19 protein-coding genes and 1 pseudogene are annotated in these 24,823 nt (G+C 61.2%); 14 read left to right on the top strand and 6 right to left on the bottom strand.

The window, feature by feature from the left end; translation table 11 throughout:
* Positions 1 to 15: 15 nt before the first annotated feature.
* Positions 16 to 630, bottom strand: a complete 615-nt coding sequence (locus N2600_RS12270; RefSeq protein ID WP_222387534.1) for a C39 family peptidase — start codon at positions 628 to 630, stop codon at positions 16 to 18.
* A gap of 600 nt (positions 631 to 1,230) precedes the next feature.
* Between N2600_RS12270 and leuS the strand changes: the two genes are divergently transcribed.
* Positions 1,231 to 3,747 carry a leucine--tRNA ligase gene (leuS, locus tag N2600_RS12265; protein WP_260298822.1) on the top strand — a complete coding sequence of 839 codons (2,517 nt, stop codon included), beginning with the start codon at positions 1,231 to 1,233 and terminating at the stop codon, positions 3,745 to 3,747.
* A gap of 58 nt (positions 3,748 to 3,805) precedes the next feature.
* On the opposite strand, the gene N2600_RS12260 is transcribed toward leuS, so the two are convergent.
* Positions 3,806 to 4,849, bottom strand: a complete 1,044-nt coding sequence (locus tag N2600_RS12260; RefSeq protein ID WP_222387533.1) for a LacI family transcriptional regulator — start codon at positions 4,847 to 4,849, stop codon at positions 3,806 to 3,808.
* A gap of 452 nt (positions 4,850 to 5,301) precedes the next feature.
* On the opposite strand from N2600_RS12260, the gene N2600_RS12255 reads away from it, so the two are divergent.
* The 11 genes and pseudogenes from N2600_RS12255 (at position 5,302) to N2600_RS12205 (ending at position 19,429) form a co-directional block, all read left to right on the top strand.
* Positions 5,302 to 6,537, top strand: a complete 1,236-nt coding sequence (locus tag N2600_RS12255) for an ABC transporter substrate-binding protein (protein WP_222387532.1) — start codon at positions 5,302 to 5,304, stop codon at positions 6,535 to 6,537.
* Positions 6,538 to 6,719: 182 nt separating this feature from the next.
* Positions 6,720 to 7,625: a carbohydrate ABC transporter permease gene (locus N2600_RS12250; RefSeq protein ID WP_018480776.1), complete on the top strand. Its 906-nt coding sequence runs from the start codon at positions 6,720 to 6,722 to the stop codon at positions 7,623 to 7,625.
* Positions 7,618 to 8,562: a carbohydrate ABC transporter permease gene (locus N2600_RS12245; RefSeq protein WP_222387531.1), complete on the top strand. Its 945-nt coding sequence runs from the start codon at positions 7,618 to 7,620 to the stop codon at positions 8,560 to 8,562. The genes N2600_RS12250 and N2600_RS12245 overlap by 8 nt, the downstream gene beginning before the upstream one ends.
* A 4-nt stretch (positions 8,563 to 8,566) precedes the next feature.
* Complete coding sequence (locus N2600_RS12240) at positions 8,567 to 9,658, top strand: ABC transporter ATP-binding protein (RefSeq protein ID WP_170255704.1); 1,092 nt, start codon at positions 8,567 to 8,569, stop codon at positions 9,656 to 9,658.
* A gap of 174 nt (positions 9,659 to 9,832) precedes the next feature.
* A pseudogene (locus N2600_RS12235) lies at positions 9,833 to 12,293 on the top strand (beta-mannosidase).
* A 37-nt stretch (positions 12,294 to 12,330) separates the two neighbouring features.
* Positions 12,331 to 13,092, top strand: coding sequence for a sugar phosphate isomerase/epimerase family protein (locus tag N2600_RS12230; RefSeq protein WP_260298821.1), 762 nt, complete (start codon positions 12,331 to 12,333; stop codon positions 13,090 to 13,092).
* Positions 13,093 to 13,101: 9 nt separating this feature from the next.
* A complete protein-coding gene (locus tag N2600_RS12225; protein ID WP_260298820.1) occupies positions 13,102 to 14,235 on the top strand; it encodes a Gfo/Idh/MocA family protein in 1,134 nt (377 codons plus the stop codon).
* A gap of 311 nt (positions 14,236 to 14,546) precedes the next feature.
* Positions 14,547 to 15,578, top strand: a complete 1,032-nt coding sequence (mgrA, locus tag N2600_RS12220; protein WP_162117694.1) for an L-glyceraldehyde 3-phosphate reductase — start codon at positions 14,547 to 14,549, stop codon at positions 15,576 to 15,578.
* A gap of 96 nt (positions 15,579 to 15,674) precedes the next feature.
* The gene (locus tag N2600_RS12215) at positions 15,675 to 17,288 is read left to right on the top strand and encodes a glycoside hydrolase family 43 protein (RefSeq protein ID WP_260298819.1); all 1,614 of its coding nucleotides are present in this window, start codon (positions 15,675 to 15,677) and stop codon (positions 17,286 to 17,288) included.
* 456 nt (positions 17,289 to 17,744) lie between these two features.
* Positions 17,745 to 18,671 (top strand): ABC transporter ATP-binding protein, encoded by a 927-nt coding sequence (locus N2600_RS12210; RefSeq protein WP_260298818.1) that lies wholly within the window; start codon positions 17,745 to 17,747, stop codon positions 18,669 to 18,671.
* The gene (locus N2600_RS12205; RefSeq protein WP_260298817.1) at positions 18,668 to 19,429 is read left to right on the top strand and encodes an ABC transporter permease; all 762 of its coding nucleotides are present in this window, start codon (positions 18,668 to 18,670) and stop codon (positions 19,427 to 19,429) included. The genes N2600_RS12210 and N2600_RS12205 overlap by 4 nt, the downstream gene beginning before the upstream one ends.
* A 283-nt stretch (positions 19,430 to 19,712) precedes the next feature.
* Here the strand turns inward: N2600_RS12205 and N2600_RS12200 are convergent, their stop codons facing one another.
* Genes N2600_RS12200 through N2600_RS12190 form a run of 3 tightly spaced genes read right to left on the bottom strand, consistent with a single transcriptional unit; the run spans position 19,713 to position 21,430 of the window.
* On the bottom strand, positions 19,713 to 20,414 hold the full coding sequence (locus tag N2600_RS12200) for a TIGR02281 family clan AA aspartic protease (protein ID WP_260110997.1): 702 nt from the start codon (positions 20,412 to 20,414) through the stop codon (positions 19,713 to 19,715).
* Positions 20,411 to 20,629, bottom strand: a complete 219-nt coding sequence (locus tag N2600_RS12195) for a DUF1289 domain-containing protein (RefSeq protein WP_222387522.1) — start codon at positions 20,627 to 20,629, stop codon at positions 20,411 to 20,413. The genes N2600_RS12200 and N2600_RS12195 overlap by 4 nt, the downstream gene beginning before the upstream one ends.
* A gap of 18 nt (positions 20,630 to 20,647) precedes the next feature.
* A complete protein-coding gene (locus N2600_RS12190) occupies positions 20,648 to 21,430 on the bottom strand; it encodes an adenosylcobinamide-GDP ribazoletransferase (protein WP_260298816.1) in 783 nt (260 codons plus the stop codon).
* 157 nt (positions 21,431 to 21,587) lie between these two features.
* Here N2600_RS12190 and cobT point away from each other — a divergent pair, with 157 nt between their 5' ends.
* Both cobT and N2600_RS12180 read left to right on the top strand, forming a co-directional pair.
* Positions 21,588 to 22,604: a nicotinate-nucleotide--dimethylbenzimidazole phosphoribosyltransferase gene (gene cobT, locus N2600_RS12185; protein ID WP_222387521.1), complete on the top strand. Its 1,017-nt coding sequence runs from the start codon at positions 21,588 to 21,590 to the stop codon at positions 22,602 to 22,604.
* A gap of 139 nt (positions 22,605 to 22,743) precedes the next feature.
* Positions 22,744 to 23,133 carry a diacylglycerol kinase gene (locus tag N2600_RS12180; RefSeq protein WP_260298815.1) on the top strand — a complete coding sequence of 130 codons (390 nt, stop codon included), beginning with the start codon at positions 22,744 to 22,746 and terminating at the stop codon, positions 23,131 to 23,133.
* A gap of 105 nt (positions 23,134 to 23,238) precedes the next feature.
* Here N2600_RS12180 and N2600_RS12175 read toward each other — a convergent pair whose 3' ends face one another.
* Entirely contained in the window at positions 23,239 to 24,774 is a 1,536-nt protein-coding gene (locus N2600_RS12175; protein WP_260111045.1) for a sensor histidine kinase, read from the bottom strand.
* Positions 24,775 to 24,823: the final 49 nt, after the last annotated feature.

Below are 24,823 nucleotides of genomic sequence, written 5' to 3'. Positions count from 1 at the left end.
GTTTTGTTGAATAGGTCAGGCGTCGATCGATATGCCGCGATTGGCGAAGAAACGGTCGAAGACCGCAAGCGGCAGAGTCACATCGGCCTGGCTCGCTTCGTCGTGGCCGGACGGGTTGTGAAAGCGAATCGTCTCCTGCGAGGCTGACGTCACCAGCACCAGGTGTCCGCCTTTCGACGGTGGTTCTCGCTCCGGCCAGCGGATGCCTGAGTTCACCGAGGCGATAAAGAACGGCTGCTTCGACAGCAGCCCGAGAATGGCCGATGTCTCGACGCCGATGATCGTCTCCGCGCTAAGTCCGAAGCGGTCGGCTGCCAAGCGGACGAAGGGCGCGTAAATCAGCCCTTTGATCGAGGCATCGATCTCGCTGACGACATAACCGCCAAAGGCAGTGCAGGCGCGGGCAAGTTCGAGTGTCGGATGGATCTCGCCGCGGGCGGCAAGGATCATCTTCAGGCAGGCCATGCCGCAGACATTGACCGCCCAGCGCGCATATTCCTCGATAGTCGCGGCTCCCGAATGGCGCCAGAGCGGATCGCTGAGCAAGGCCTGCGATCCCTGGGCAAGCACCGGCAACGTCATGCCCGGTGTTTCCCACTGGCTAAAATAGGGCACACCGTTTTGCTGCATCCTGTCGATTCCCCTGTGGCTTGTCTCTGAGATGGCGGGCAATCTGGGCTTTTTCGAGCCGATGCGGCACACCCTGATCATCTAGTCGCTGGCGCCATCCGTCCACCGCGCTATCCATGCGGTGACGCGGCGCGGCGAGGCAGTCATCCGAAGATCGCGGCGGTGCTCCGATCAGCTGGTAAGAAACCTGGCGGATCTGAACGGAGCTTTTCGTGCAAATACACTCTTGGCATGAGCGATCTTATCGGGCACTCTTGGCTTGTGACTATGGCAACTCAAGCACCAATCGCCCGCAGAAGCGGTACACGACTTATGACCACGGCCTCCTGATCGGAGCCGGGTCGACGCTGTCGTTTGCTTTCCGTTTATTTGCCTGAGTTACCATCCATGGACATCAGATCGTTTCCCAAGCCGTATTGTGCTTTTTCCGTTCTGCAGGCGGTAATGAGATTGCTTGCTGCAACTCCGCACGTGCTTCGACTTAGCCGCGGCTGCCGGACGTCACCGGAGCACCGGCAGCTGTAGCTGCTCCTGAACCAAAGAACGCCTCCATTTTTCAGGACACGCCGCCGCAAAGCCGGCCGGCGCCAGGAGTAATTCATGCCTTATGATCCCACAAAGATCGAACCGAAGTGGCAGGCCTATTGGGCGGACCACCATATCTTCCGAGCGGAAATCGATCCGGCCAGACCGAAATTCTACGCACTCGACATGTTTCCATATCCGTCCGGTGCGGGCCTGCATGTCGGCCATCCTCTCGGCTATACGGCCACTGATATCATGTGCCGATACAAACGCATGCGCGGCTTCAATGTCTTGCATCCGATGGGATGGGACAGTTTCGGCCTGCCGGCGGAGCGCCACGCGATGCGGACTGGCGTGCATCCCGATATCACGACGAAGCGCAATATCGAGACGTTTCGCGGGCAGGTGCGGAGGCTGGGCTTCTCCTATGACTGGAGTCGTGAGTTTGCCACGACCGACCCCGCTTATGTGCGCTGGACGCAGTGGATCTTCCTGAAGCTGTTAGAGAAGGGCCTCGCCTATCAGGCGGAGGTCGCGGTCAACTGGTGCCCGGCCCAGAACGCGGTGCTTGCCGACGAGGAGGTCAAGGACCGGCGTTATGTCGAGACCGGCGATCCCGTCATTCGGCGCAGGATGCGCCAGTGGATGCTGCGCATCACGGCCTATGCCGATCGGCTGCTGCAGGGATTGGACGGCCTCGACTGGCCCGAAAACCTGAAAACCATGCAGCGCAACTGGATCGGACGCTCCGAGGGCGCCGAAATCCGGTTTCCGCTCGAGCACGGCAAAGAGGTCATCACCGTCTTCACGACGCGCCCCGAGACCCTGTTCGGAGCAAGCTATATCGTGCTCGCGCCGGAGCATCCAGCAGTTGCCGCCATCGTCGAGCCGGAAATGCGCGAGGCGGTGGCCGCCTATATTGCCGAGGCCGAAGGATTGGAAGAGACGGCGCGGGCCGATGCCGGGCGCGAGAAGACGGGCGTCTTCACCGGCGCCTATGCGATCAACCCTGCCAACGGAGCCCGGCTGCCGGTTTGGGTGGCCGATTACGTGCTGGCTGGCTACGGCACCGGCGCCCTGATGGCGGTGCCGGCTCATGACGCGCGCGACCACGCTTTTGCCCATGCGCACGAGCTGCCGCTTATTCGCGTGATCGACAGCGAGGACGATATCGAAAAGGCGGCTTATGAGGGCGAGGGGACGATAGTCAACTCCGGCTTCCTGAATGGTCTGGCCTCGCCGGAGGCTAGGAAAGCTATGATCGCTTGGATGCAGGCGAGCGGCGCAGGCTGGCCTAAGGTCATCTATCGCCTGCGTGACTGGTTGTTCTCCCGCCAGCGCTACTGGGGCGAGCCGATCCCGGTGCTGCATCTGGCGGACGGCTCGGTGATGCCGCTGCCCGAGGAATGCCTGCCCCTGCTGCCGCCTGAACTGGACGACTACGCTCCGACGCCGGATGGCGAACCGCCGCTTGCCCGTGCGCAGGCCTGGGTCGAAACGATCGTGCCGGGCACCGACATTCCGGCACGGCGGGAGACCAACACGATGCCGCAATGGGCGGGCTCCTGCTGGTATTATCTCAGATTCCTCGATCCGGAGAACACCAGCGAACCCGTCGGGCGCGAAGCCGAGCGCTATTGGATGCCGGTCGATCTCTATGTCGGCGGCGCCGAACACGCGGTCCTGCATCTGCTCTATGCCCGCTTCTGGCACAAGGTGCTTTACGACATCGGCGTCCTTTCGACGGAAGAGCCGTTCCAGCGGCTGTTCAACCAAGGCATGATCCTTGCTCATTCCTACCGCGACGCGGCAGGCCGGTATTACGAGCCGTCTTCCGTCGTCGGCGAGGAGGGTAGATGGTTCGCTGGGTCGGTCGAAGTGCAGCGCGCCGTCGAGAAGATGTCGAAGTCGCAGCTGAACGTTGTTAATCCCGACGATGTCGTCCATCAGTTCGGGGCCGACGCCTTGCGCCTGTACGAAATGTTCATGGGACCTCTGGACGCGGCAAAACCCTGGCAGACCGCTGGCGTGATCGGCGTGCGTCGGTTTCTGGAGCGTGCCTGGCGTATTGTCTGCGACGAGAGCGACGGATTGTCTCCAGTGGTGCTGGAGGTGGCTCCCAGCCCGCAGCTTCTGCGCTTGCGCCACCAGACGGTGAAGGCCGTGACGGCGGATATCGAAGCAATTCGGTTCAATACCGCGGTTTCCCGGCTGATGGAACTGGCCAACGCACTGACGTCGGAAGCAGCGCGTCCGCGCGAAGTGGTGGAGACATTCGTGCTGTTGCTCGCACCCTTTGCGCCTCACATTGCGGAGGAGTTGTGGAGCAAGCTTGGTCACGGGGAAACACTGACATGGGTTTCCTGGCCCACCTTCGATCCTGCAATGATCGAGATGGAGACCCGCGAATATGTCGTGCAGATCAACGGCAAGGTTCGCCACCGCTTCGAAGCCGCCGCCGATCTCGGCGAGGCGCTGCTTGCAGCAGCGCGATCCGAACCTTCCGTCATGGCCTTACTCGACGGCAAAACGGTGGTCAAGGAAGTTCTGGTCCCGGGGCGACTGGTGAATTTCGTCGTCGACGACCTGTGATGATCCAAAGCTGATCGTCGAGATTTGGGCCCGACGATCCGTTCCCTCAACCGACCGCCTACCTGCTGCTCTCCGGCCAGGTCGGCTGGCTTACGCTCTGCAGCAGTTCCGGTTCGACGCCGTCGATGCGGGCGATGACGGCTTTGGCCATTTCGCGGCCGGCTTGGCGCACGTCTTCCTGGGCGGTGATGATCTCGGGGCGGATCCAGTTCAGGATCGGCACCGATTGCTTGGAGACCATGTCGAGATCGCGACCGAGTGCCTTGCCGGCGGCCTCGATGCCGGCATTGACGGCGATTGCAGCACTGCCGGCCGAACAGACGATGCCGTCAGGGGCGTTGGCCGAGCGCATCATCACCTCGACGATGTCGCGGATGTCGGCGAGCGGTGCGTCGGTGTTGACGCGCAACGGCACTTCCTCGGCGCCGTAATCATGCAGGCCGGTCTGGAAGCCGATGCGGATGTGGGCGTAGTAGGTGAGCTTGCTCGGCGGCTGCAGCAGGGCGATGCGGCGCCGGCCGCGCTTGACGAGCTTTTCCACGGCCTGATGGGCGAAGGCCTCGTTGTCGAAATCGTGGAAGGGGTGCGTGAGACCCGCATCGGTGCGCCCATGCGTGGCAAAGGGCATGCCGCGCTCGCTCAGCAGCTTTACGCGCGGATCGTCCGGCTCGATGCGGGAGATGATGACGCCGTCGGCCGAGCCGGTATCGAGGATATAGCGCACCGGCAGCATCGGGTCCTTGCTGTGGGAATGCGGCGTGATGACGATATGATAGGGCGTGCCGGATAGCACCTCGGAGATGCCGAAGACCATCTGGCTCGAGAAGCCCATGATCTCCTCGTCGATGCTGAGAACAAGGGCGATGACGTTGGTCTTGCCGGTGCGCAGGCGCACACCTGCCCTGTTCGGCTGGTAGCCGAGCTGGCGGGCGACCATGCGCACGCGCTCCTTGGTTTCCGCCCCAATATCCGGCGCATCCTTCAGCGCGCGCGACACCGTCGTCACGCCAAGGCCGGTCATGAAGGCGATCGTCTTCAACGTCGGGCGCTCGCGCGCTGCCGGCGTCGATGCCGCGTTCCCGAAATTTCCCTTGTTTTCCATCCCTTTAGGCCGTCCTGCGCGAATTGGTGACGCTTATAGAGGCTTTTTCCAGCGTCGTAAGCCCGCCGCATGCCAAAATCGCACCTCCCTGAGGAATGCAATCTGTAACGATACAGTAGAAATGTCGAGTGCTTTTTGTTGTGTGCATTGCAGCATCATACGCATAGGTTGAATCGCCAATTCGTGCTCTGTTTTTTTGCGATTGCGAAGAGGCTAAATCGCTCGGCTAAATTTATCATGTAAAATTATTGTGTAAATTCAATAGCTAAATTGAAAACGCATGTGCGAGAGCGGCCGACTGAATATCGCTTCAGGGGATGCGGCGCCTCTGATGGAAACAGCCAAAAGTAGCAATTCCCGTTATCGCGGAAAAATTTGCCTGCGGGCAGTTGCGTGGAGAAATCGATTGATCTAAGTTTTTCCGGCAACGTTTCAGTGAGGGAGGAGAACTCATGAAAATCCGTATATTGGCGACCATGCTTGCCGCCTCGGTCGCGCTTCCGTTCGGCGCCGCCAACGCCACCGATCTCGAAGTCACGCACTGGTGGACTTCGGGCGGTGAATCCGCTGCCGTCGCCGAGCTGGCAAAGGCATTCGACGCCACCGGCAACCACTGGGTCGACGGTGCTATCGCCGGTTCCGGCGGCACTGCCCGTCCGATCATGATCAGCCGCATCACCGGCGGCGATCCGATGGGTGCCACTCAGTTCAACCATGGCCGCCAGGCCGAGGAACTCGTTCAGGCCGGCCTGATGCGCGATCTGACCGACGTGGCGACCGCCGAGCACTGGAAGGATATCATTCGTCCGTCGAGCCTGCTCGATTCCTGCACCATCGACGGCAAGATCTACTGCGCTCCCGTCAACATCCACTCCTGGCAGTGGCTGTGGCTTTCGAACGCTGCCTTCAAGAAGGCCGGCGTCGAAGTTCCGAAGAACTGGGATGAGTTCGTCGCTGCGGCTCCGGCTCTCGAAAAGGCCGGCATCATTCCGCTCGCCGTCGGCGGTCAGCCGTGGCAGGCGACAGGCGCTTTCGACGTGCTGATGGTCGCGGTTGCCGGCAAGGATACCTTCAACAAGGTCTTCAAGGACAAGGATGCGGAAGTTGCCGCCGGTCCTGAAATCGCCAAGGTGTTCAAGGCGGCCGACGACGCTCGGCGCATGGCCAAAGGCAGCAACGTCCAGGATTGGAACCAGGCCACCAACCTTGTCATCACAGGCAAGGCCGGCGGCCAGATCATGGGCGACTGGGCACAGGGTGAGTTCGCGCTCGCCGGTCAGAAGGCCGGTACCGACTATACCTGCCTCCCGGGCCTCGGCGTGAACGAGATCATCTCGACCGGCGGCGACGCCTTTTACTTCCCGCTGCTGAAGGACGAAGAAAAGTCCAAGGCGCAGGCGGTGCTTGCCAAGACCCTGCTCGATCCCAAGACCCAGGTTGCCTTTAACCTGAAAAAGGGTTCGCTGCCGGTTCGCGGCGACGTCGATCTCGCTGCCGCTAACGACTGCATGAAGAAGGGTCTCGACATCCTGGCCAAGGGCAACGTGATCCAAGGCACCGACCAGCTGCTTTCGGCCGACAGCCAGAAGCAGAAGGAAGACCTTTTCTCCGAATTCTTCGCCAATCCGTCGATGACGCCGGAAGACGCTCAGAAGCGTTTCGCCGGGATCATCGCTTCTGCTGACTGATCAGCAGATTCGCTGCCCTTGCGGTCCGGCTCCCATGGGGCCGGATCGTTCCGGACGGTCGGTGATGGTCCGGCGGGCGGCGGCGTCTCTCTGGTATCTTCAGCAGGTTTCAGAGGTGGAGACGACAGGCGGCGCCTTGCCGTTCTGTTAGTTGTCGCAGTTGCGATTGAGGAGAAGTGTTTATGACGGGTCAAGCGCGAGCAGGCCGGCCAAACAAGTTGCTGCGCAATCTGAATGCCAAGATTGCGTCCATCCCGATGATCCTGACAGCGCTGGTGATCTTTGTCGGCGGCACGTTTTGGACGATCTTTTATTCTTTCACAAATTCCAAGCTCCTTCCGCGGCTGAGCTTTGTCGGATTCGATCAGTACCAGCGCCTCTGGGCGGCACCCCGCTGGGTGACAGCGATCGAGAATCTGGCTGTCTACGGCATCCTCTCGCTGATCTTCAGCCTGGTCATCGGTTTCATGCTCGCCGCGCTGATGGACCAGAAAATCCGCTTCGAAAACACCTTTCGCACCATCTTTCTCTATCCCTTCGCGCTGTCCTTCATCGTGACCGGCCTCGTCTGGCAATGGATTCTGAACCCCGATTTCGGTATTCAGGCGGTGGTCCGCTCGATCGGGTGGACGAGTTTCACCTTCAATCCGCTCTATACGCCTGAAATCGTCATCTACGGCATTCTCATTGCTGCGCTGTGGCAGGGAACGGGTCTCGTCATGTGCCTGATGCTTGCCGGCCTGCGTGGGATCGACGAGGACATCTGGAAAGCGGCGCGCGTGGACGGCATTCCGATGTGGAGGACCTATCTCTTCATCGTCATCCCGATGATGCGGCCGGTCTTCATCACGACGATCGTGATCATCGCCTCCGGCATCGTCAAGGTCTACGACCTCGTGGTCGCGCAGACATCGGGCGGGCCGGGCATCTCTTCGGAAGTGCCGGCGAAATATGTCTACGACTACATGTTCCAGGCGCAGAACTTGGGGCAGGGCTTTGCTGCCTCGACCATGATGCTCGTCACAGTCGCGATCATCATCGTTCCATGGGCTTATCTGGAATTCGGCGGAGGGCGCAAACGTGGCTGATATAGAAACGCTCAACACGGTTGTTGCCGGGATGGACGCCGTTGCACCAAAACTCGGCGAAGGCCCCAGCGGCCCCCGGCCACGCCCGGCACTGTCGGCGCGCAACATCATGCTCTACGGCACGTTGATCATCGCAGCGCTTTACTATCTGCTGCCGCTCTATGTGATGGTGGTGACTTCGCTGAAGGGCATGCCGGAAATCCGGCTCGGCAACATCTTTTCGCCGCCGGTGGAGGTCACCTTCGAACCCTGGGTGAAAGCCTGGGCGCAGGCCTGCACCGGCCTCAACTGCGATGGCCTGTCACGCGGTTTCTGGAATTCGGTGCGCATCACGGTGCCGTCGGTCATCATCTCGATCGCGATCGCCTCGGTGAACGGCTACGCGCTGGCCAACTGGCGCTTCAGAGGCTCTGAGCTTTTCTTCTCAATCCTCATCATCGGGGCATTCATTCCCTATCAGGTCATGATCTATCCGATCGTCATCATCCTGCGCGAAATCGGCATCTACGGCACACTGACCGGCCTCGTCATCGTGCATTCGATCTTCGGTATGCCGATCCTGACGCTGCTCTTCCGCAATTATTTCGTGTCGCTGCCGGAGGAACTGTTCAAGGCGGCGCGTGTCGACGGGGCGGGCTTCTGGCAGATCTTCCTGCGGATCATGCTGCCGATGTCGCTGCCGATCTTCGTCGTCGCGATGATCCTGCAGGTGACCGGCATCTGGAACGACTTCCTGTTCGGCGTGGTCTTCACCCGGCCGGATACCTATCCGATGACCGTGCAGCTCAACAACATCGTCAATTCCGTCCAGGGCGTGAAGGAATACAACGTCAACATGGCGGCAACGATCCTGACGGGTCTCGTGCCGCTCATCGTCTACTTCGTGTCGGGACGGCTTTTCGTCCGCGGCATCGCCGCCGGCGCAGTGAAGGGTTGATCTCATGAATATGAATGCAAGCGTCTCCATCAAGGATCTGTCCCTGAACTTCGGTGCGGTGAGCGTGCTGAAGGATCTCAACCTCGACATCAATGACGGCGAATTTCTCGTGCTGCTCGGCTCGTCCGGCTGCGGCAAGTCGACCTTGCTGAATTGCATCGCCGGCCTGCTTGATGCCTCGGAAGGGCAGATCTTCATCAAGGGCAAGAACGTTACCTGGGAAGAGCCTAAGGACCGCGGCATCGGCATGGTGTTCCAGTCCTATGCGCTCTATCCGCAGATGACCGTCGAGAAGAACCTGTCCTTCGGTCTTCGCGTCGCCAAGGTGCCGCAGGCAGAGATCGACAAGCGGGTGGCGCGTGCCTCCGAAATCCTGCAGATTCAGCCGCTGCTGAAGCGCAAGCCGGCCGAGCTTTCCGGCGGCCAGCGCCAGCGCGTGGCGATCGGCCGGGCACTGGTGCGCGATGTCGACGTTTTCCTGTTCGATGAGCCGCTGTCCAATCTCGACGCCAAGCTCCGCTCGGAGCTGCGCGTCGAGATCAAGCGCCTGCACCAGTCGCTGAAGAACACGATGATCTATGTCACCCACGACCAGATCGAGGCGCTGACGCTTGCCGACCGCATCGCCATCATGAAGAGCGGCATCATCCAGCAGCTCGATGATCCGACGACGATCTACAACAGGCCGCGCAATCTGTTCGTCGCCGGTTTCATCGGCTCGCCGTCGATGAATTTCCTGCACGGCGAGCTGGTCAAATCAGGCGGCGGCATTGCCTTTTCAGCCAACGGCGTCATTTTCTCGCTCGCTGCCTACGACGCTAGCGAGATGCTACAGCCCGGCCGCAAGGTGGTGCTCGGCGTTCGTCCAGAACACATCAAGGTCAACGAGAATACCGGCGGCGAAGAACATGACGCCACCGTCGATATCGAGGAGCCGATGGGCGCGGACAATCTGCTGTGGCTGAAACATGCCGGTCACACGATGTCGGTACGTGTCAACGGCGCACGCCGCTTCAATGTCGGAGCCAAGGTTAAGCTCAGCTTCGACATGACGGTCGCCTCGGTCTTCGACGCCGAAAGCGAGCTGCGTCTCTAGAAGGTTCTGCGGGCGGGGCGAGTTCGGCGAGAGGGCCAACTCCACTCTCGTCATCCTCGGGTCAAGCCCGAGGATGACGAGAGTGAGGCGGCCGGAAGGAGCCCTGACGAACGACAACTACCGGACGACGACCAAACGCCGTCTCTTTCAAAATCATAAATCGGAAACGATATCGTGACGCATCGATCAACTACTCCCAACATCGACCTTTCCGGTTCGTGGCAGCTTGCCTCCGTCGACGGTGAGATCCGCACGGCGATCATGCTGCCGGGCGACGTGCACACGGCGCGCTCACCGGGCAGGACTGATCCCCGATCCCTATTTCGGCCGCAACGAGGAAAAGGTGCAGTGGGTCGCCGAGCGCGAATGGGCGGTCGAGCGCAGCTTCACGCTTCAGGAGGTCCAGGGCGACTGGTATCTCGATATCGACTATCTCGACACGGTCGCCAGCGTCCACGTCAACGGCTTCCTGGCACTCGAAGCCGATAACAGCTTCCGCCGCTATCGGCCCGATGTCTCCAGCATGCTGAAATCAGGCGACAACAGCATCCGCATCGTCTTTGCCTCCAACATCGCCGTCGGCGCTGCGCGACAGAAGCAGCAGCCCTTCTACATTCCCTACAGCACGGGCAACTCGCCGATCCCCGACGGCAACATGCTGCGCAAGCCGCAATGCCATTTCGGCTGGGACTGGAATATCGCCATTGCGCCGCTCGGCCTTTACGGGATGATCGCGCTGAAGAAGCTCGAAACCGCGCGCATCGAACATGTGGTCACCCGCCAGACCCACAATAACGACGGCTCGGTGGACCTCAAAGTGACGGCGACGCTGTTTTCCAAGGGGCCAGACATTGCCCAGGTCTATTTCGAGCTCGACGGCGAGCGCGTGCGCCTGGATGTCGGTGTCAATGGCGAGACCCATGTCAACCACCTCTTCCATATCGACAATCCACGCCTCTGGTGGCCCTCCGGCAGCGGCGAGCAGGCGCTCTACAGGCTTTCCGTCGAGTTGCCGACCGATGAGGTGACCAAGCAGATCGGTCTTCGCACCGTCGAGCTGATCACCACGCCGGATGCGTCAGGCAGCCGCTTCGCCTTCAAGGTCAACGGCCGCGAGATTTTCTGCCGCGGCGCCAACTGGATCCCGGCCGACGCGCTGTTTTCGCTGTCTTCGCCTGAGAAGACCGAGGATCTGCTGCAATCGGCCAAAGCCGCCAATATGAACATGATCCGCGTCTGGGGCGGCGGCTTCTACGAGCAGGATCATTTCTACGATCTCTGCGACCAGCTGGGCCTCATGGTCTGGCAGGACTTCATGTTCGCCTGCAACCTCTACCCCTCGACCGAGGACTTCCTCGACAATGTAACGATCGAGGTCGATTACCAAGTGCGCCGGCTTTCCTCGCATCCGTCGATCGCGCTCTGGTGCGGCGACAACGAGCTGGTCGGGGCGCTGACCTGGTTCGAGGAATCGAGGAAGGACCGCGACCGCTATCTCGTCTCCTATGATCGGCTCAACCGCACGATCGAGCAGGCCGTGAAGAAGGCGCTGCCCGGCGCGCTCTGGTGGCCGTCGAGCCCGGCGTCCGGCTATCTCGATTTCGGCGATGCCTGGCATGCCGACGGTTCCGGCGACATGCATTACTGGTCGGTCTGGCACGAGAACAAGTCGTTCGACAATTACCGTTCGGTGCGTCCGCGCTTCTGCTCGGAATTCGGCTTCCAGTCCTATACCTCGCTGCCTGTGATCAGGACCTATGCCGAGGAGAAGGACATGAACGTCGCTTCCCCCGTCATGGAGCTTCACCAGAAGAATGCCGGCGGCAACGAGCGCATCGCCGCCACGATGTTCCGTTATTTCCGCTTCCCCAAGGATTTTCCGAACTTCGTCTATCTGTCCCAGATCCAGCAGGGGCTGGCGATCAAGACGGCGGTGGAATACTGGCGGTCGCTCAAACCCCATTGTATGGGTACGATCTACTGGCAGCTCAACGACACCTGGCCGGTGGCATCCTGGTCGAGCCTCGATTACGGCGGCCGCTGGAAGGCGATGCACTACCTCGTCAAGCGCTTCTTCCAGCCGGTCGCGGTCGCTGCCATTCCTTCCGATGACAGAGAGACGATCCGCCTCTCGCTGGTCAATGACACGCTTGCCGATGTCAGCGTTGATCTTGCAGTCTCGATCCTGACGGTAAAGGGCGAACGCCGGCACCTGAAGGACGTGCAGGCTGTGTGTTCGCCGGATGCGGCCGTCACTGCCACGAGCATTGACGTCTCCGATATTCCCGAGGGAACGCTGCTTGCCTGGCACTTCACCGCGTCGAACGGTACGGGCGGCGAGGGGCATTACGTCAACGGCACATACAAGGCGCTGGAGCTGGAGCCCTCGGGCCTGACAGTTACCCACGAATATGTCGAGGAGAATGGTTCCGTCGACATCAACGTCACCGCTAGTGGACTTGCGCTTTTCGTGATGATCGAAACCGAGACCGACGGCAAATATTCCGACAACGCCTTCGATCTTGCGGCCGGCGAGAGCCGCCGCATCACCTTTACCCCGGCACGGCCGCTTGATCGTGGCGCGCTTCCGGAGTTCCGGTTCTACGACCTGTATTCCTGCCAGTCGGCGGATTGATCTTGCAAGAATGGGCACGAGGCCCAAGGAGAACATGATGACGAAACTCAGCTACCAGCTCTATAGCGCCCGCAACTTCCAGCCCTATTCTGTGATTTTCGAAAAGCTCGGCAAGGCTGGCTATGCCGAAGTCGAAGGCTTCGGCGGCATCTATGCCGATCTCGACGATGCCGGGCTGAAGAGCCTTCGCGCCGATCTCGACAAGAATGGCCTGGTCATGGCGACCGGCCATTTCAGCCCTGATTTTCTGGAGAAGGAAGTTCAGAAGTCGCTTGATATTGCCAAGATCCTCGGCATGGATTCGATCTATGCGCCACATCTGGCGGCCGAAGAACGCCCGTCCGACGTTGCCGGCTGGGTCGCCTTCGGCAAGCGCCTGCAGGAGATCAGCAAGCCTTATAAGGCTGCCGGCTACGAATTCGGCTGGCACAATCATGATTTCGAATTCTTCAAGCTGCAGGACGGCTCGCGGCCGATCGAGCACATCTTCGAAGGCGCGCCCGATATTTCCTGGGAAGCCGACATTGCCTGGGTTATCCGCGGCGGCGCCGACCCCTTCGCCTGGATCGAGAAGCTTGGGTCCCGCATCACCGCCGTGCACGTCAAGGACATCGCGCCGGCTGGCGAGGCGACGGATGAGAGCGGCTGGGCCGATGTCGGTCACGGCAAGGTCGAGTGGGCCAGGCTGATGACGGCGTTGCGCGCCACCAAGGCCAAGCACTACGTCGTCGAACACGATAACCCGAATGACATCGATCGCAACATCAGCCGCTCGATCGCATCCTTCCAGACCTACTGAGGCTTCATCATGACCAAGGAACTTGGCGTCGGCATCATCGGATGCGGCAACATCTCCACCACTTACTTCTCGCTGGCACCGCTCTTCAAGGGGTTGAAGGTGCTCGCCTGCGCCGATATCAACGTGCAGGCGGCCGAGGCGCGGGCCGAGGAATATGGCGTCAAAGCGCAGACGATCGACGAGCTTCTCGTCAATGACGAGATCGACGTCATCGTCAACCTGACGATCCCGGATGCGCATTTCCGGGTATCGAAGGCGATCCTCGAGGCCGGAAAACACGTCTATTCCGAAAAGCCGTTGGTGCTTTCGCTCGAAGAGGGCGAGGAGCTTCGTCGCATCGCCAAGCAGAAGAACCTCGCCGTCGGCTGCGCCCCCGACACGTTCCTCGGCGGCGCCCATCAGCTCGCCCGCAAGTTCATCGACGACGGCGGCATCGGCCGGGTGACATCGGGCGCCTGTTACGTGATGAGCCCCGGCATGGAAATGTGGCATCCGAACCCGGATTTCTTCTTCCTGGCGGGGGGCGGCCCGATCCTCGATCTCGGCCCATATTACATCGCCAATCTGATCAACCTGATCGGCCCGGTCAAACGGGTGGGCGGCATGACCTCGATGGCGTCGCCCACCCGCACGATCACCAGCGCGCCGCGCAATGGCGAGATCATCCCAGTCAAGACGCCGACGACGATCCAGGCGCTGCTCGAATTCGTCAACGGCGCCACGGTGACGCTGACGGCAAGCTGGGATGTGTGGTCGCACCGCCATGCCAATATGGAACTCTACGGCACCGACGGTTCGCTCTACGTTCCGGATCCGAACTTCTTCGGCGGCGTGGTTGAGGCAAGCGGCCGTGACAAGGACATCAAGCCGCTCGATGCCTGGGAGCATCCATTCGGCAAGATCAACCAAGAAAACCCGAGCGGATCGCGCGCCAACTACCGCACCGCCGGCTTGGCCGACATGGCGATGTCGTTGATCGAGGGCCGCGATGCGCGCTGCTCGCTCGACCGCACGCTGCACGGCGTCGACGTCATGAAATCGATCCTGAAATCGGGCGAAGAGGGCCGTTTCATCGACCTGACCACGACCTGCACGCAGCCGGCCGCGCTTGGTATCGAAGAGGCGCAAGCGCTCTTGAAGTAGAGAGCACGCGCGCCTTGGGCTTGGCGTATCGGCGCGCTTGCTACAATAGTTTCGTCAACCGTGGGCCTGTCCCACGGCTGTGCTGTTCGCGCCGATGGCTGCCCCTCACCCTAACCCTCTCCCCGTAAAGACGGGGAGAGGGGACGCGCCAAACGCAGCGTCGAGGTTGAGGAAGGCGGCGCGGCTTGTCCCTTCGCCCCGTTTACGGGGAGAAGGTGGCGGCAGCCGGATGAGGGGCGGGTGTCGGCAATCTCTTGGGCGATAATGTCGCACGACGAACCTTATAGCTATTTTATCAAGGAGACATTCGGATGAGCTGGCAACCGGCCGCAGACCGCTATTCGAAAATGAAATATAACCGCACGGGCCGTTCCGGCCTGAAGCTGCCGGCCGTCTCGCTCGGCCTCTGGCACAATTTCGGCGGCGACACGCCGCATGACCGCAAGATCGATATGTGCCGCACGGCCTTCGACCTCGGCATCACCCATTTCGACCTCGCCAACAATTACGGCCCGCCGCCCGGCAGTGCCGAAACTGCCTTCGGCGAAATCCTGCGCACCGAATTCGTCGGGCTTCGCGACGAGCTGATCATCTCCTCCAAGGCCGGCTATGACATGTGGCCTGGCCCTTACGGCGAATGGGGCAGCCGCAAGTATCTGATCGCCTCCTGCGACCAGAGCCTGAAGCGGATGGGCCTCGATTATGTCGACATCTTCTATTCGCACCGCTTCGACCCGGAAACGCCGCTGGAAGAGACCTGCGGCGCGCTCGATCATATCGTCCGTTCCGGCCGAGCGCTCTATGTCGGCATCTCCTCTTACAATTCGCAGCGCTCGCGAGAAGCCGCCGCAATCCTCAAGGAGCTTGGTACGCCGTGCCTGATCCATCAGCCGAGCTATTCGATGCTCAACCGCTGGGTCGAGGACGACAGGCTGCTCGATACGCTGGATGAGATCGGCATGGGCTCGATCGTCTTCTCGCCGCTTGCCCAGGGCATGCTGACAACGAAATATCTCGGCGGCATTCCCGAAGACAGCCGCGCGGCGCAGAACCACTTTCTCAAGCGCGACTACATCCGCCCCTCGATCATCGACAATATCCGCAAGCTCAACGAGATCGCCGAAAGGCGCGGCCAGACGCTGGCGCAGATGGCGATCGCCTGGGTGTTGCGCGGCGGCCGCGTGACCTCGGCGCTGATCGGCGCCAGCCGCTCGTCGCAGATCGTCGATTGCGTCAAGGCGCTCGACAATCTCGATTTCAGCGTCGAGGAACTTGCCGAGATCGACGTTTATGCCCGCGAGGCCGACATTAACCTCTGGGCCAAGTCGGCCGAACGCGACTAGTCATCTCAGGCCCGGAGGCAAGTCTTCCAGGCCTTTTTCTGCTATAATCTGACGTACGTACAGCAAAAAGCACCGCTGGTCGGAGGAGACCCTGTCATGATCCGCAACCCCATCCTGCCCGGGTTCAACCCCGATCCGTCGATCTGCCGCGTCGGTGCGGATTATTACATCGCCACCTCGACCTTCGAATGGTATCCCGGCGTGCAGATCCACCATTCGCGCGACCTGGTGAACTGGACGCTGGTGCGCCGGCCGCTGGAGCGGCGATCACAGCTCGACATGCGCGGCAATCCGGATAGCTGCGGCATCTGGGCGCCGTGCCTGTCCTATGCCGACGGGCAGTTCTGGCTGGTCTATACCGACGTCAAACGCTACGACGGCAATTTCAAGGATGCGCCGAACTACATCGTCACGGCACCTACGATCGAGGCCGATTGGTCCGAGCCGGTCTATGTCAATTCCTCCGGCTTCGATCCCTCGCTCTTCCACGACGATGACGGCCGGAAATGGTTCGTCAACATGCAGTGGAACCACCGCACCGAAAGCTATGGCGGCTCGCCGAAATCGCCGGCCTTTGACGGCATCCTGCTGCAGGAATGGGATCCGGCGACAAAGGCGCTGAAGGGTCCGATCAAGAACATCTTCGCCGGCAGCCCGCTCGGCCTCGTCGAAGGACCGCATCTCTTCAAGCGCAACGGTTGGTATTACCTGACCACGGCCGAGGGCGGCACCGGCTACGACCACGCCGTCACCATGGCGCGGTCGCGTGATATCGACGGGCCCTATGAGATGCATCCGAACATGCATCTCATCACCTCCAAGGATCATCCGGGCGCAGTGCTGCAGCGAGCAGGGCATGGCCAATATGTCGAGACGCCGGAGGGGGAGGCCTATCACACCCATCTTTGCGGCCGGCCGCTGCCACCGAAACGGCGCTGTACGCTGGGGCGCGAGACGTCCTTACAGAAATGCGTCTGGCGCGACGATGACTGGCTCTATCTTGAAAACGGCACCTCAGTGCCCGATGTCGATGTGCCGGGCCTCTTTGGCGCGGTGCCGGTGGAAAAGCCGATGCGCAGCGAATACAGCTTCGATGGCGGCACGCTGCCCGCCGATTTCCAATGGCTGCGGACGCCAGAGCCCGCGCGCATCTTCAACCTGACGGATCGTCCCGGCCATCTGCGCCTGATTGCGCGCGAAAGCATCGGCTCCTGGTTCGAACAGTCGCTGGTTGCCCGCCGCCAAGAGCATCACAGTTTTCGCGCCGAGACCGTGATCGAGTTCTCGGCCGACACCTATCAGCAGGTGGCGGGGCTGACGCATTACTACAACCGCCACAAATTCCACGCCGTCGCCGTGACGCTGCACGAAACACTCGGCCGCTGCGTGACGATCCTCTCCTGCAACGGCGACTACCCGAACGGACGGCTGAGCTTTCCCTCAGAAAGCGGCGTGGCGATTGCCGCCGAGGGCCGTGTCCAGCTCGCCATGGAAATCCGGGAGAACGACCTGCAATTCTTCTGGCAGACCGAAGGCAAGGGCGCCTGGCAGCCGATCGGCCCGGTCCTCGATGCCGGCGTGATCTCAGACGAGGGCGGACGCGGCGAACACGGCTCCTTCACCGGCGCTTTCGCCGGCGTGTTTGCCTTCGATACGTCAGGCCGGGCGAAGATCGCGGATTTTGACTGGTTCAATTACGACGAGCTGTGAGGAGCGCCCCTGGTCGCATTCATCCGCGGTGGACCACGGAAAGGATGAGGTGCGGAACGAAAAAAAGAAAGCCGGCGCAAGGCCGGCTAAGACGAACGCGGCTGAACAGGGGATACTGGCCGGTTCCAAGCACTTCGTGACTGAACAATAACTTTCTCTACATGCCGAGGCAGCAAAAATGGGCGCAACGAGAACACCCGGAAACGGCTCCGCAAAGGAGTGGGCGGCGGGGCGGATGCCGGTGCTGACCTCGGCTCTCTTATCGGGCACGAAGATCACCGGATGATGACATCTGAAGCCGGTCGCAGCCTTTCTTTCGCCGGCCAACCGCTTCGGCAGGCCTAACTGTGTTCGCAGCGCGCGAATGCAGTGTTCATGGGCTTAAGGATGTTAAAGCGTTACAAAGGGACTATATAGCGGGCCGAAGTAACCTCCGAGAATCCGCAAGAGTCCTGCATGGCCCCCATCATTTCCGTTCAAAATCTTACCAAGACCTACGCCAATGGGTTCGAGGCCCTGAAGGGCATCAATCTCGACGTCGAAAAGGGTGAGATTCTGGCGCTGCTCGGGCCGAACGGCGCGGGCAAGACGACGCTGATCTCGATCATCTGCGGCATCGCCAATCCGAGCGGCGGCCGGGTGCTGGTCGCCGGCCACGACGTCGTGAAGGATTTCCGCGCCACCCGCGGGATGATCGGGCTGGTGCCGCAGGAGCTGACCACCGATCAGTTCGAAACGGTGTTCAATACGGTGAGCTTTTCGCGCGGTCTGCACGGCAAGAAAGCCAATCCTGCCCATATCGAGAAGGTGCTGCGCTCGCTCTCGCTCTGGGAGAAGAAGGACAATATGCTGCGCCAGCTCTCAGGCGGGATGAAGCGGCGGGTGCTGATCGCTAAGGCGCTATCCCATGAGCCGGATATTCTTTTCCTCGACGAGCCGACCGCCGGCGTCGACGTGGCGCTGCGCAAGGACATGTGGCATGTCGTCGAAGAGCTTCGGGCCTCCGGCGTCACCATTATCCTGACCACCCATTATATCGAAGAGGCCGAGGAAATCGCTGACCGCGTCGGCGTCATCAATGGCGGCGAATTGCTGCTCGTCGAGGACAAGGCGGCGCTGATGGCCAAGCTCGGCCGCAAGCAGCTCATCCTCGATCTCACCGAACCGCTCAACCGGCTGCCGGATTGTTTTGCCGGCAATGGACTGACGCTGGAGGCAGACGGCAACCGCCTGACCTATGATTTCGACACTGACGACGAGCAGGAAAGCATTGCAGCTCTGCTGACCAGGCTCGGCGAGAACAATATCCATTTCAAGGATCTCTCGACGCGGCAAAGCTCGCTCGAGGACATCTTCGTGGCGCTGGTGGGAGCGAGCAAATGAACGTCGAGGCCGTCAAATCCATCTATTTCTTCGAGATGGCGCGCACGCGCCGCACGCTGCTGCAGAGCGTCATCTCGCCCGTGATCTCAACCTCGCTCTATTTCATCGTCTTCGGTGCCGCTGTGGGATCACGTATTCAGGAGGTGGAGGGCGTGTCCTACGGCGCCTTTATCACGCCCGGCTTGATTATGCTGACGCTGCTTGGCCAGTGCATCAGCAACGGCTCCTTCGGCATCTATTTCCCGAAATTCACAGGCACGATTTACGAGGTGCTTTCGGCGCCGGTGGCGATGACTGAGATCCTGCTCGGTTATGTCGGGGCTGCGGCGACCAAGGGCATGATCATCGGCTTCATCATCCTCCTGACTGCCAATCTCTTCGTCGACGTCAGGATCGAGCATCCCTTCATGATGATCCTATTTTTCTTGTTGACGGCGATCACCTTCAGCCTGTTCGGCTTCATGATCGGCATCTGGGCCGGTAATTTCGAGCAGCTGAACCTCATTCCCATGCTGGTCGTGCCGCCGCTGACCTTCCTCGGCGGGAGCTTCTATTCCGTCAGCATGCTGCCGCCGTTCTGGCAGGCGGTCAGCCACCTCAACCCGGTGCTCTATCTCGTCAGCGGCTTCCGCTGGAGTTTTTACGGGATCGCCGACGTCAACCCGGCGATCAGCCTGGCGATGATCACGGTGTTCCTGGTGATCTGCCTGGGAACGCTCGGCTGGGTATTCAAGACCGGCTACCGGCTGCGGAACTGAGCTGGCCCTGAAGAACGCCGCAATTTCAACATGAAAGATTGCTCAGCAAGACGTCATCGGTCATGGGGCAATCAATGGTCAGCAGCAATGTGCTTGGATGTCTCGCAATCGCCTCCATCCATTGCCTAGCCCCGCAGCAAAGTCGGTCGCAGGAGGCCGCCGACCCCATCAAGGTTACCTTTGCTGTGGTGGTCGAGGGAACGGAGCCTGTTTCTGCCGAGGTGTCATGCCTTCCAGTTCAGCTGCCAGATCCGGTCCTCGCCGTAAAGCGGCGGAGCCGCAACTAGTCGCGCATGCGGAGTTCGTCGGTCCGCATCTGCAGCGAGCCCAGCGTTTCCAGGAAGCTCATGCCGAGCAGGCTCTGGTCGAGCCGGCCGTCTTCGGCGACGCTGGCTGCGACATTGTTACGGATGATCGGGCCGATCGCCACCTGGTCGAGGGTGACGGGTGCCGCCCGGCCGCGGCCGTTGGCGGTCATGACCGTCATGGAATAGGTGAGGCGGGAGAGATCGATGCCGATCCGTTCGGCATCTTCGCGCGACAGCGCCACCATGCTGGCGCCGGTGTCGACGAGCATCTCGATCGTCTGGCCGTTGACCGCAACATCGGCTTCGAAATGGCCGTTCAGCAGCTTGTGCAGAATGATCTCCTGGCCGCCCTCGCTTGTCGTGACGACGACGGCGCGGCCGGGAACGAGGCCGGCGAGCAGCCTGTTGCCGACGCCGAGCGCTTCCTGGCGATAGAGATAGACGGTCACGAGTGCCAGGATGATGACCAGCCAGATCATCATATGTCGCATCGTTTCGCCGACGCTGCGCCGGCTCGCCCAGATGCCGGCCGATAGCATCAGCGCGATCGGCAGCAGGTAGACGACACGGCCGAAGTCATCAGTCTGCAGGCCGACGATGCGGCTGCTGTCATTGTTGACGATCAGCACGGCAAGGCCGATGCCGATTACGACGAGGAAGACGGTCAAACGAATCATAAAGGCCGCTCCGGCCCGGCGACGAGGCTTGATTTCATATGGTTCGACACCGTGGCGGCGCTTCCGAGCCTTGCCGGCAGCAGTGCCATGATCCGTCTTCGCTCGGTGTCGGAGTAGCTCATCCAACTGCCGATTTCCTCAAGGGTCCGGCCGCATCCGGCGCAAAATCCGGTGGCGGAAACGAGGGAGCAGAGGTGAATGCAGGGTGTTTGCATGAAGGATATATCGGAATTTCAAAGAGCCGTGGCAAGGGCGCAAAGAGTGGCGATCTCGCAAATCTGCTGCGTCGCGCCCAGCGTATCGCCGGTGTGGCCGGCAAGCTTGCGGCGGATGAAAGCGGTGAAGGCAAGACCTGCGATACCGGTGGCGAGCAGGCTTGCGATGAGCGGCCGCAGGCCGAAAGCCGGCCAGATCAGAAGCGCTGCGACGAGGCCGGCCGAGGCGAGCGCAAACTGCATCGCCGCCTCGTCCGGCTGGCCGGTCGAGGCGGCGACGCCATCGGCCTTTGCCGGCGGCAGCCGTTGCCAGTGCCAGGCGATGGCGCCGCGACTGAGGGCCGCGACGGCGGGAATGGCAAGGACGGCAGCGAGCGGCGAGGAATGGCCGGCGATAGCGGCAAGCGCGGCTGCGCGGATCGCGAAGGAGAGGATCAGCGCTATCGCGCCATAGGTGCCGATCCGGCTGTCCTTCATGATGAGGAGGCTCTGCTCGCGGCTCTTGCCGCCTCCAATGCCATCGGCCGCATCGGCCAGGCCGTCCTCGTGCAGCGCCCCGGTGACGATGACCTGAACGGAAAGCGCGATCAGGGCCGCCATCAGCGGATCGGCGCGCAGCCCCAAAAGCAGGAGGAGGGCGAGTGCGGGGACGAAACCGATGACGATGCCTGCGAGGGGAAAGGCGCGCACCAGCCGGCCAAGCCTGCCGTCATAGCCTTTGAACAGCGATTGCGGCAGGGGAATGCGGCTGAGGAAGGCGACGGCGCGGGCGGTATCGACCGCATGATCCTTGATCTTCATTCTACTTCGTTCCGGCCGGAGGCCTCGGCTTATGGTCGCGGCGGCGCTTTTGGAGTTGTTCGCCTCGTCCGCCCGCTTTAAGAGAGTTGCCACCCGCAAGGAAGCTGATTTGCGTGGAAAAGACAAGAATACCCGGATTCATAGGAAAACCGCACAAATGAGCGTTTCAGGCCTGCCGTTCGACGATTTCCGTATCCTGCTCCGCGACCTGCCGGGGCCGGATGCCCGCGCGCTGGTGGCTGCCCGCGAACGCGACGCGCAGCTGACCAAGCCGCCGGGCGCGCTCGGACGGCTCGAGGAGATTGCCTTCTGGCTTGCCGCCTGGACGGGCCGCACACCCGCCGTCAATCGGCCGCTGGTGGCGATATTTGCCGGCAATCACGGTGTCACCAAACAGGGCATCACGCCCTTTCCGGCCACGGTGACGCAACAGATGGTCGAGAACTTCGCGGCCGGCGGCGCTGCGATCAATCAGATCTGTGTTGCCTATGATCTCGGGCTGAAAGTCTTCGACCTGGCGCTCGATTATCCTACCGGCGACATTACCGAGGAGGCAGCGCTTTCCGAGCGCGATTGCGCCGCGACCATGGCCTTCGGCATGGAGGCGATCGCCGGCGGCACCGACCTGCTTTGCATCGGCGAGATGGGCATCGGCAATACGACGATTGCGGCGGCGATCAACTATGCGCTCTACGGCGGTTCGGCGCGCGACTGGGTGGGACCCGGCACCGGTTCGGAAGGCGAGATGCTGGAGCGCAAGATCGCGGCGGTGGAAAAGGCGGTGGCACTGCATGGTGACCATCTCGATGATCCGCTCGAGATCATGCGCCGGCTCGGCGGCCGTGAGATCGCGGCGATGGCCGGCGCCATTCTTGCCGCCCGCATGGAGCGCATCCCGGTACTGATCGACGGTTATGTCGCGACCGCGGCGGCGGCGATCCTGAAAGCCGCCAATCCATCCGCCCTCGATCATTGCCTGATCGGACATGTCTCCGGCGAGCCCGGACATTTGCGCTCGATCGAGATGCTCGGCAAGACGCCGCTTCTGGCGCTCGGCATGCGGCTCGGCGAAGGCACCGGTGCGGCGCTTGCCGCCGGTATCGTCAAGGCGGCTGCTGCCTGTCATTCCGGCATGGCGACCTTCGCTCAGGCCGGTGTGTCGAATAAGCATTAAGACCGCGGTGGGCGCCGTCGATCCGTACGCGTTCGCTTGCGCGCCTCAAGTGGATTCGGTATTTGCGTATTCGCTCATCAAAGAGGAGACGGCAAAGCCTCTCCTTGTCTGTGATGCAACGGGAAGAGGAGAGGGCATCTTGACGAAGCCTGCGGTGACGAAAGAGACCGGACTTCGGCATTTCATCGCCGCCGCCAGCTACTCTTGGGCGGGCTTCCTGCGGGTGCTGAAAGAGGCGGCCTTCCGCCAGGAACTCGGTTTCTTCGCCGTTTCGATCGCGGCGTTGGCGCTGGTGGGAGCGACTGCGGGCGAGATCGTCGTCGCGGTGCTTCTGTTTCTCGGGCTCTTTTCGATGGAGGCGATGAATACCGCCGTTGAAGAGGTGATCGACCGGATTTCGCCCGAGATTTCAATCGTCGGCAAACATGCCAAGGATCTCGGCTCCTTCGCGGTGACCTGCATGATCGCCGCCTGCAGCCTCTATCTCGGCTTCGTCCTCAGCAAGCACATGTTCTTTGAATCCGGATGATTTCACGCTGGATCGGCCTGAAGTCATCCGGATCCAGGTCTAAAAATTGGAGCATGATGTTGCCCGAAAACCGCTCACAGTTTTCGGCATCATGCTTTAGCTGAATCAGGCAAAACTCTTGCGTTTGCGCGCGACGGCCTGAGCCTCCTCGACGGCCGGCAGGCTCTGGAGCACGCGCTTGGCAGGCAGGATGGCGATAACTTCGGTGCCTTCGCGCAGCTTCGATTTCAGCAGGAACTGTCCGTCATGCTTGGCAAGGATCGCCTGGACGATCGGCAGGCCGAGGCCTGTACCCTGTTCGGCGCTCTTGATGGCGATCGAGCCCTGGCCAAAGGCCGACAGGACGACGGGAATCTCTTCTTCCGGAATACCGGGGCCGTTGTCCTTGATCGAGATGTACTGTCCGCCGCCAGCTGTCCAGCCGACCTTGACGTGGATCTCGCCACCCTGCGGCGTGAACTTGACCGCATTGGAGAGAAGGTTGAGCACCACCTGGCGCATCGACTTCTCATCCGCCCAGATGGCCGGCAGCTGCCGCTCGAACTGGTCCGAAATGGCAATGTTCTTGGCGCGGGCGCGCAGCTGGACCATGCCGATGCAATCTTCGGTGATATCGAGCAGCGAAATCGCCTCTTCGCTCAGTTCGTATTTGCCAGCCTCGATGCGCGACAGGTCGAGGATCTCGTTGATGAGATCGAGCAAATGCTGGCCGGAGCGGTGGATATCGCCGGCATATTCCTTGTAGGTCGGATTGGCGAGCGGTCCCATGACTTCGGCCGACATCACCTCCGAAAAGCCGAGGATGGCGTTGAGTGGGGTCCTGAGCTCGTGCGACATGGAGGCAAGGAAGCGCGACTTGGCGAGGTTTGCCTCCTCGGCGCGGCGGCGAGCCTCGTCCGACATCGATTTCGCCACTTCCAGCTCGGCGATCAGGTCGTCCTTCTCCGACTGATAGGAGAGAATCCTGAGGTTCGACTTGAAGAGCCGATCGCTGATATAATTGAAGAAGACAAGGGTGGTGGTGAAGGCCCCGGTCAGGCTGATCTCGAGGAGGTCGCGTGACAGGCCGCTCTTGGCGGCGAGTGCCAGGACCGCAGGTGAAAAGGCAGCGAGCACGGCCGGCGTCAGCATGAAGTTCGACATCGCCGTGACGGAGAGCGCAATCAGCAACGTCGCGCCCTTATAAAGAATGAAGCTCGACGGCGCGCAGGTGTCGCAGCCCTGCAGCGCAAAGACGGCCCAGCAGCAGCCGAGGAGGAACTGGCCGGAGAGCAGCAGCCGGCGCCATTTGCGGGCGCTGTCGGAGGTAATCTCCTGCCGGCGCGCGCGCCTTGCGAGCAGGATATTGCCGGCGTGGCAGGTGAGCGTCAGCAGCGCCCAGAAGAGCAATTGCGTATCTTCAGTGAAATAGACGCCAAGCGCGGTGATGATGACGACGAAGAGCGGCATGATCGTCGCGCTCTGCAGCACCGACGCCACATACATCTTGAGCACGTCAAGATCGAAGGAGGAATTGGACGCGTGACCGGACTGAAGACGTTCGCGCGTCTGCCGCACGGCCTTGGAAACGGCCTTGTTGCGGTGGCTGCGCGACCTGTCGACGATGATCTTGTCGGTCGATGTGCTTACGCCGGTACTCATGTGCACGTTGAAACTTCATCCCAGGGTGGATAAGAGCTTAACCGACAAT

Origin of the sequence: Rhizobium sp. WSM1274 (assembly GCF_025200775.1) — a bacterium.
Lineage (GTDB): Bacteria > Pseudomonadota > Alphaproteobacteria > Rhizobiales > Rhizobiaceae > Rhizobium > Rhizobium leguminosarum_I.
The sequence above is the reverse complement of the archived record's forward strand: the minus strand, read 5'-3'. Positions and strand labels throughout refer to the sequence as shown.

Excerpts from the sequence above, each read along its gene's own strand:
- N2600_RS12230 (WP_260298821.1), top strand. The coding sequence starts at position 12,331 with ATGACGAAACTCAGCTACCAGCTCTATAGCGCCCGCAACTTCCAGCCC.
- N2600_RS12270 (WP_222387534.1), bottom strand. The coding sequence starts at position 630 with ATGCAGCAAAACGGTGTGCCCTATTTTAGCCAGTGGGAAACACCGGGC.
- N2600_RS12205 (WP_260298817.1), top strand. The coding sequence starts at position 18,668 with ATGAACGTCGAGGCCGTCAAATCCATCTATTTCTTCGAGATGGCGCGC.
- N2600_RS12175 (WP_260111045.1), bottom strand. The coding sequence starts at position 24,774 with ATGAGTACCGGCGTAAGCACATCGACCGACAAGATCATCGTCGACAGG.
- cobT (WP_222387521.1), top strand. The coding sequence starts at position 21,588 with ATGAGCGTTTCAGGCCTGCCGTTCGACGATTTCCGTATCCTGCTCCGC.
- mgrA (WP_162117694.1), top strand. The coding sequence starts at position 14,547 with ATGAGCTGGCAACCGGCCGCAGACCGCTATTCGAAAATGAAATATAAC.
- N2600_RS12260 (WP_222387533.1), bottom strand. The coding sequence starts at position 4,849 with ATGGAAAACAAGGGAAATTTCGGGAACGCGGCATCGACGCCGGCAGCG.
- N2600_RS12210 (WP_260298818.1), top strand. The coding sequence starts at position 17,745 with ATGGCCCCCATCATTTCCGTTCAAAATCTTACCAAGACCTACGCCAAT.
- N2600_RS12190 (WP_260298816.1), bottom strand. The coding sequence starts at position 21,430 with ATGAAGATCAAGGATCATGCGGTCGATACCGCCCGCGCCGTCGCCTTC.
- leuS (WP_260298822.1), top strand. The coding sequence starts at position 1,231 with ATGCCTTATGATCCCACAAAGATCGAACCGAAGTGGCAGGCCTATTGG.
- N2600_RS12200 (WP_260110997.1), bottom strand. The coding sequence starts at position 20,414 with ATGATTCGTTTGACCGTCTTCCTCGTCGTAATCGGCATCGGCCTTGCC.
- N2600_RS12240 (WP_170255704.1), top strand. The coding sequence starts at position 8,567 with ATGAATATGAATGCAAGCGTCTCCATCAAGGATCTGTCCCTGAACTTC.
- N2600_RS12255 (WP_222387532.1), top strand. The coding sequence starts at position 5,302 with ATGAAAATCCGTATATTGGCGACCATGCTTGCCGCCTCGGTCGCGCTT.
- N2600_RS12215 (WP_260298819.1), top strand. The coding sequence starts at position 15,675 with ATGATCCGCAACCCCATCCTGCCCGGGTTCAACCCCGATCCGTCGATC.
- N2600_RS12250 (WP_018480776.1), top strand. The coding sequence starts at position 6,720 with ATGACGGGTCAAGCGCGAGCAGGCCGGCCAAACAAGTTGCTGCGCAAT.
- N2600_RS12195 (WP_222387522.1), bottom strand. The coding sequence starts at position 20,629 with ATGCAAACACCCTGCATTCACCTCTGCTCCCTCGTTTCCGCCACCGGA.
- N2600_RS12225 (WP_260298820.1), top strand. The coding sequence starts at position 13,102 with ATGACCAAGGAACTTGGCGTCGGCATCATCGGATGCGGCAACATCTCC.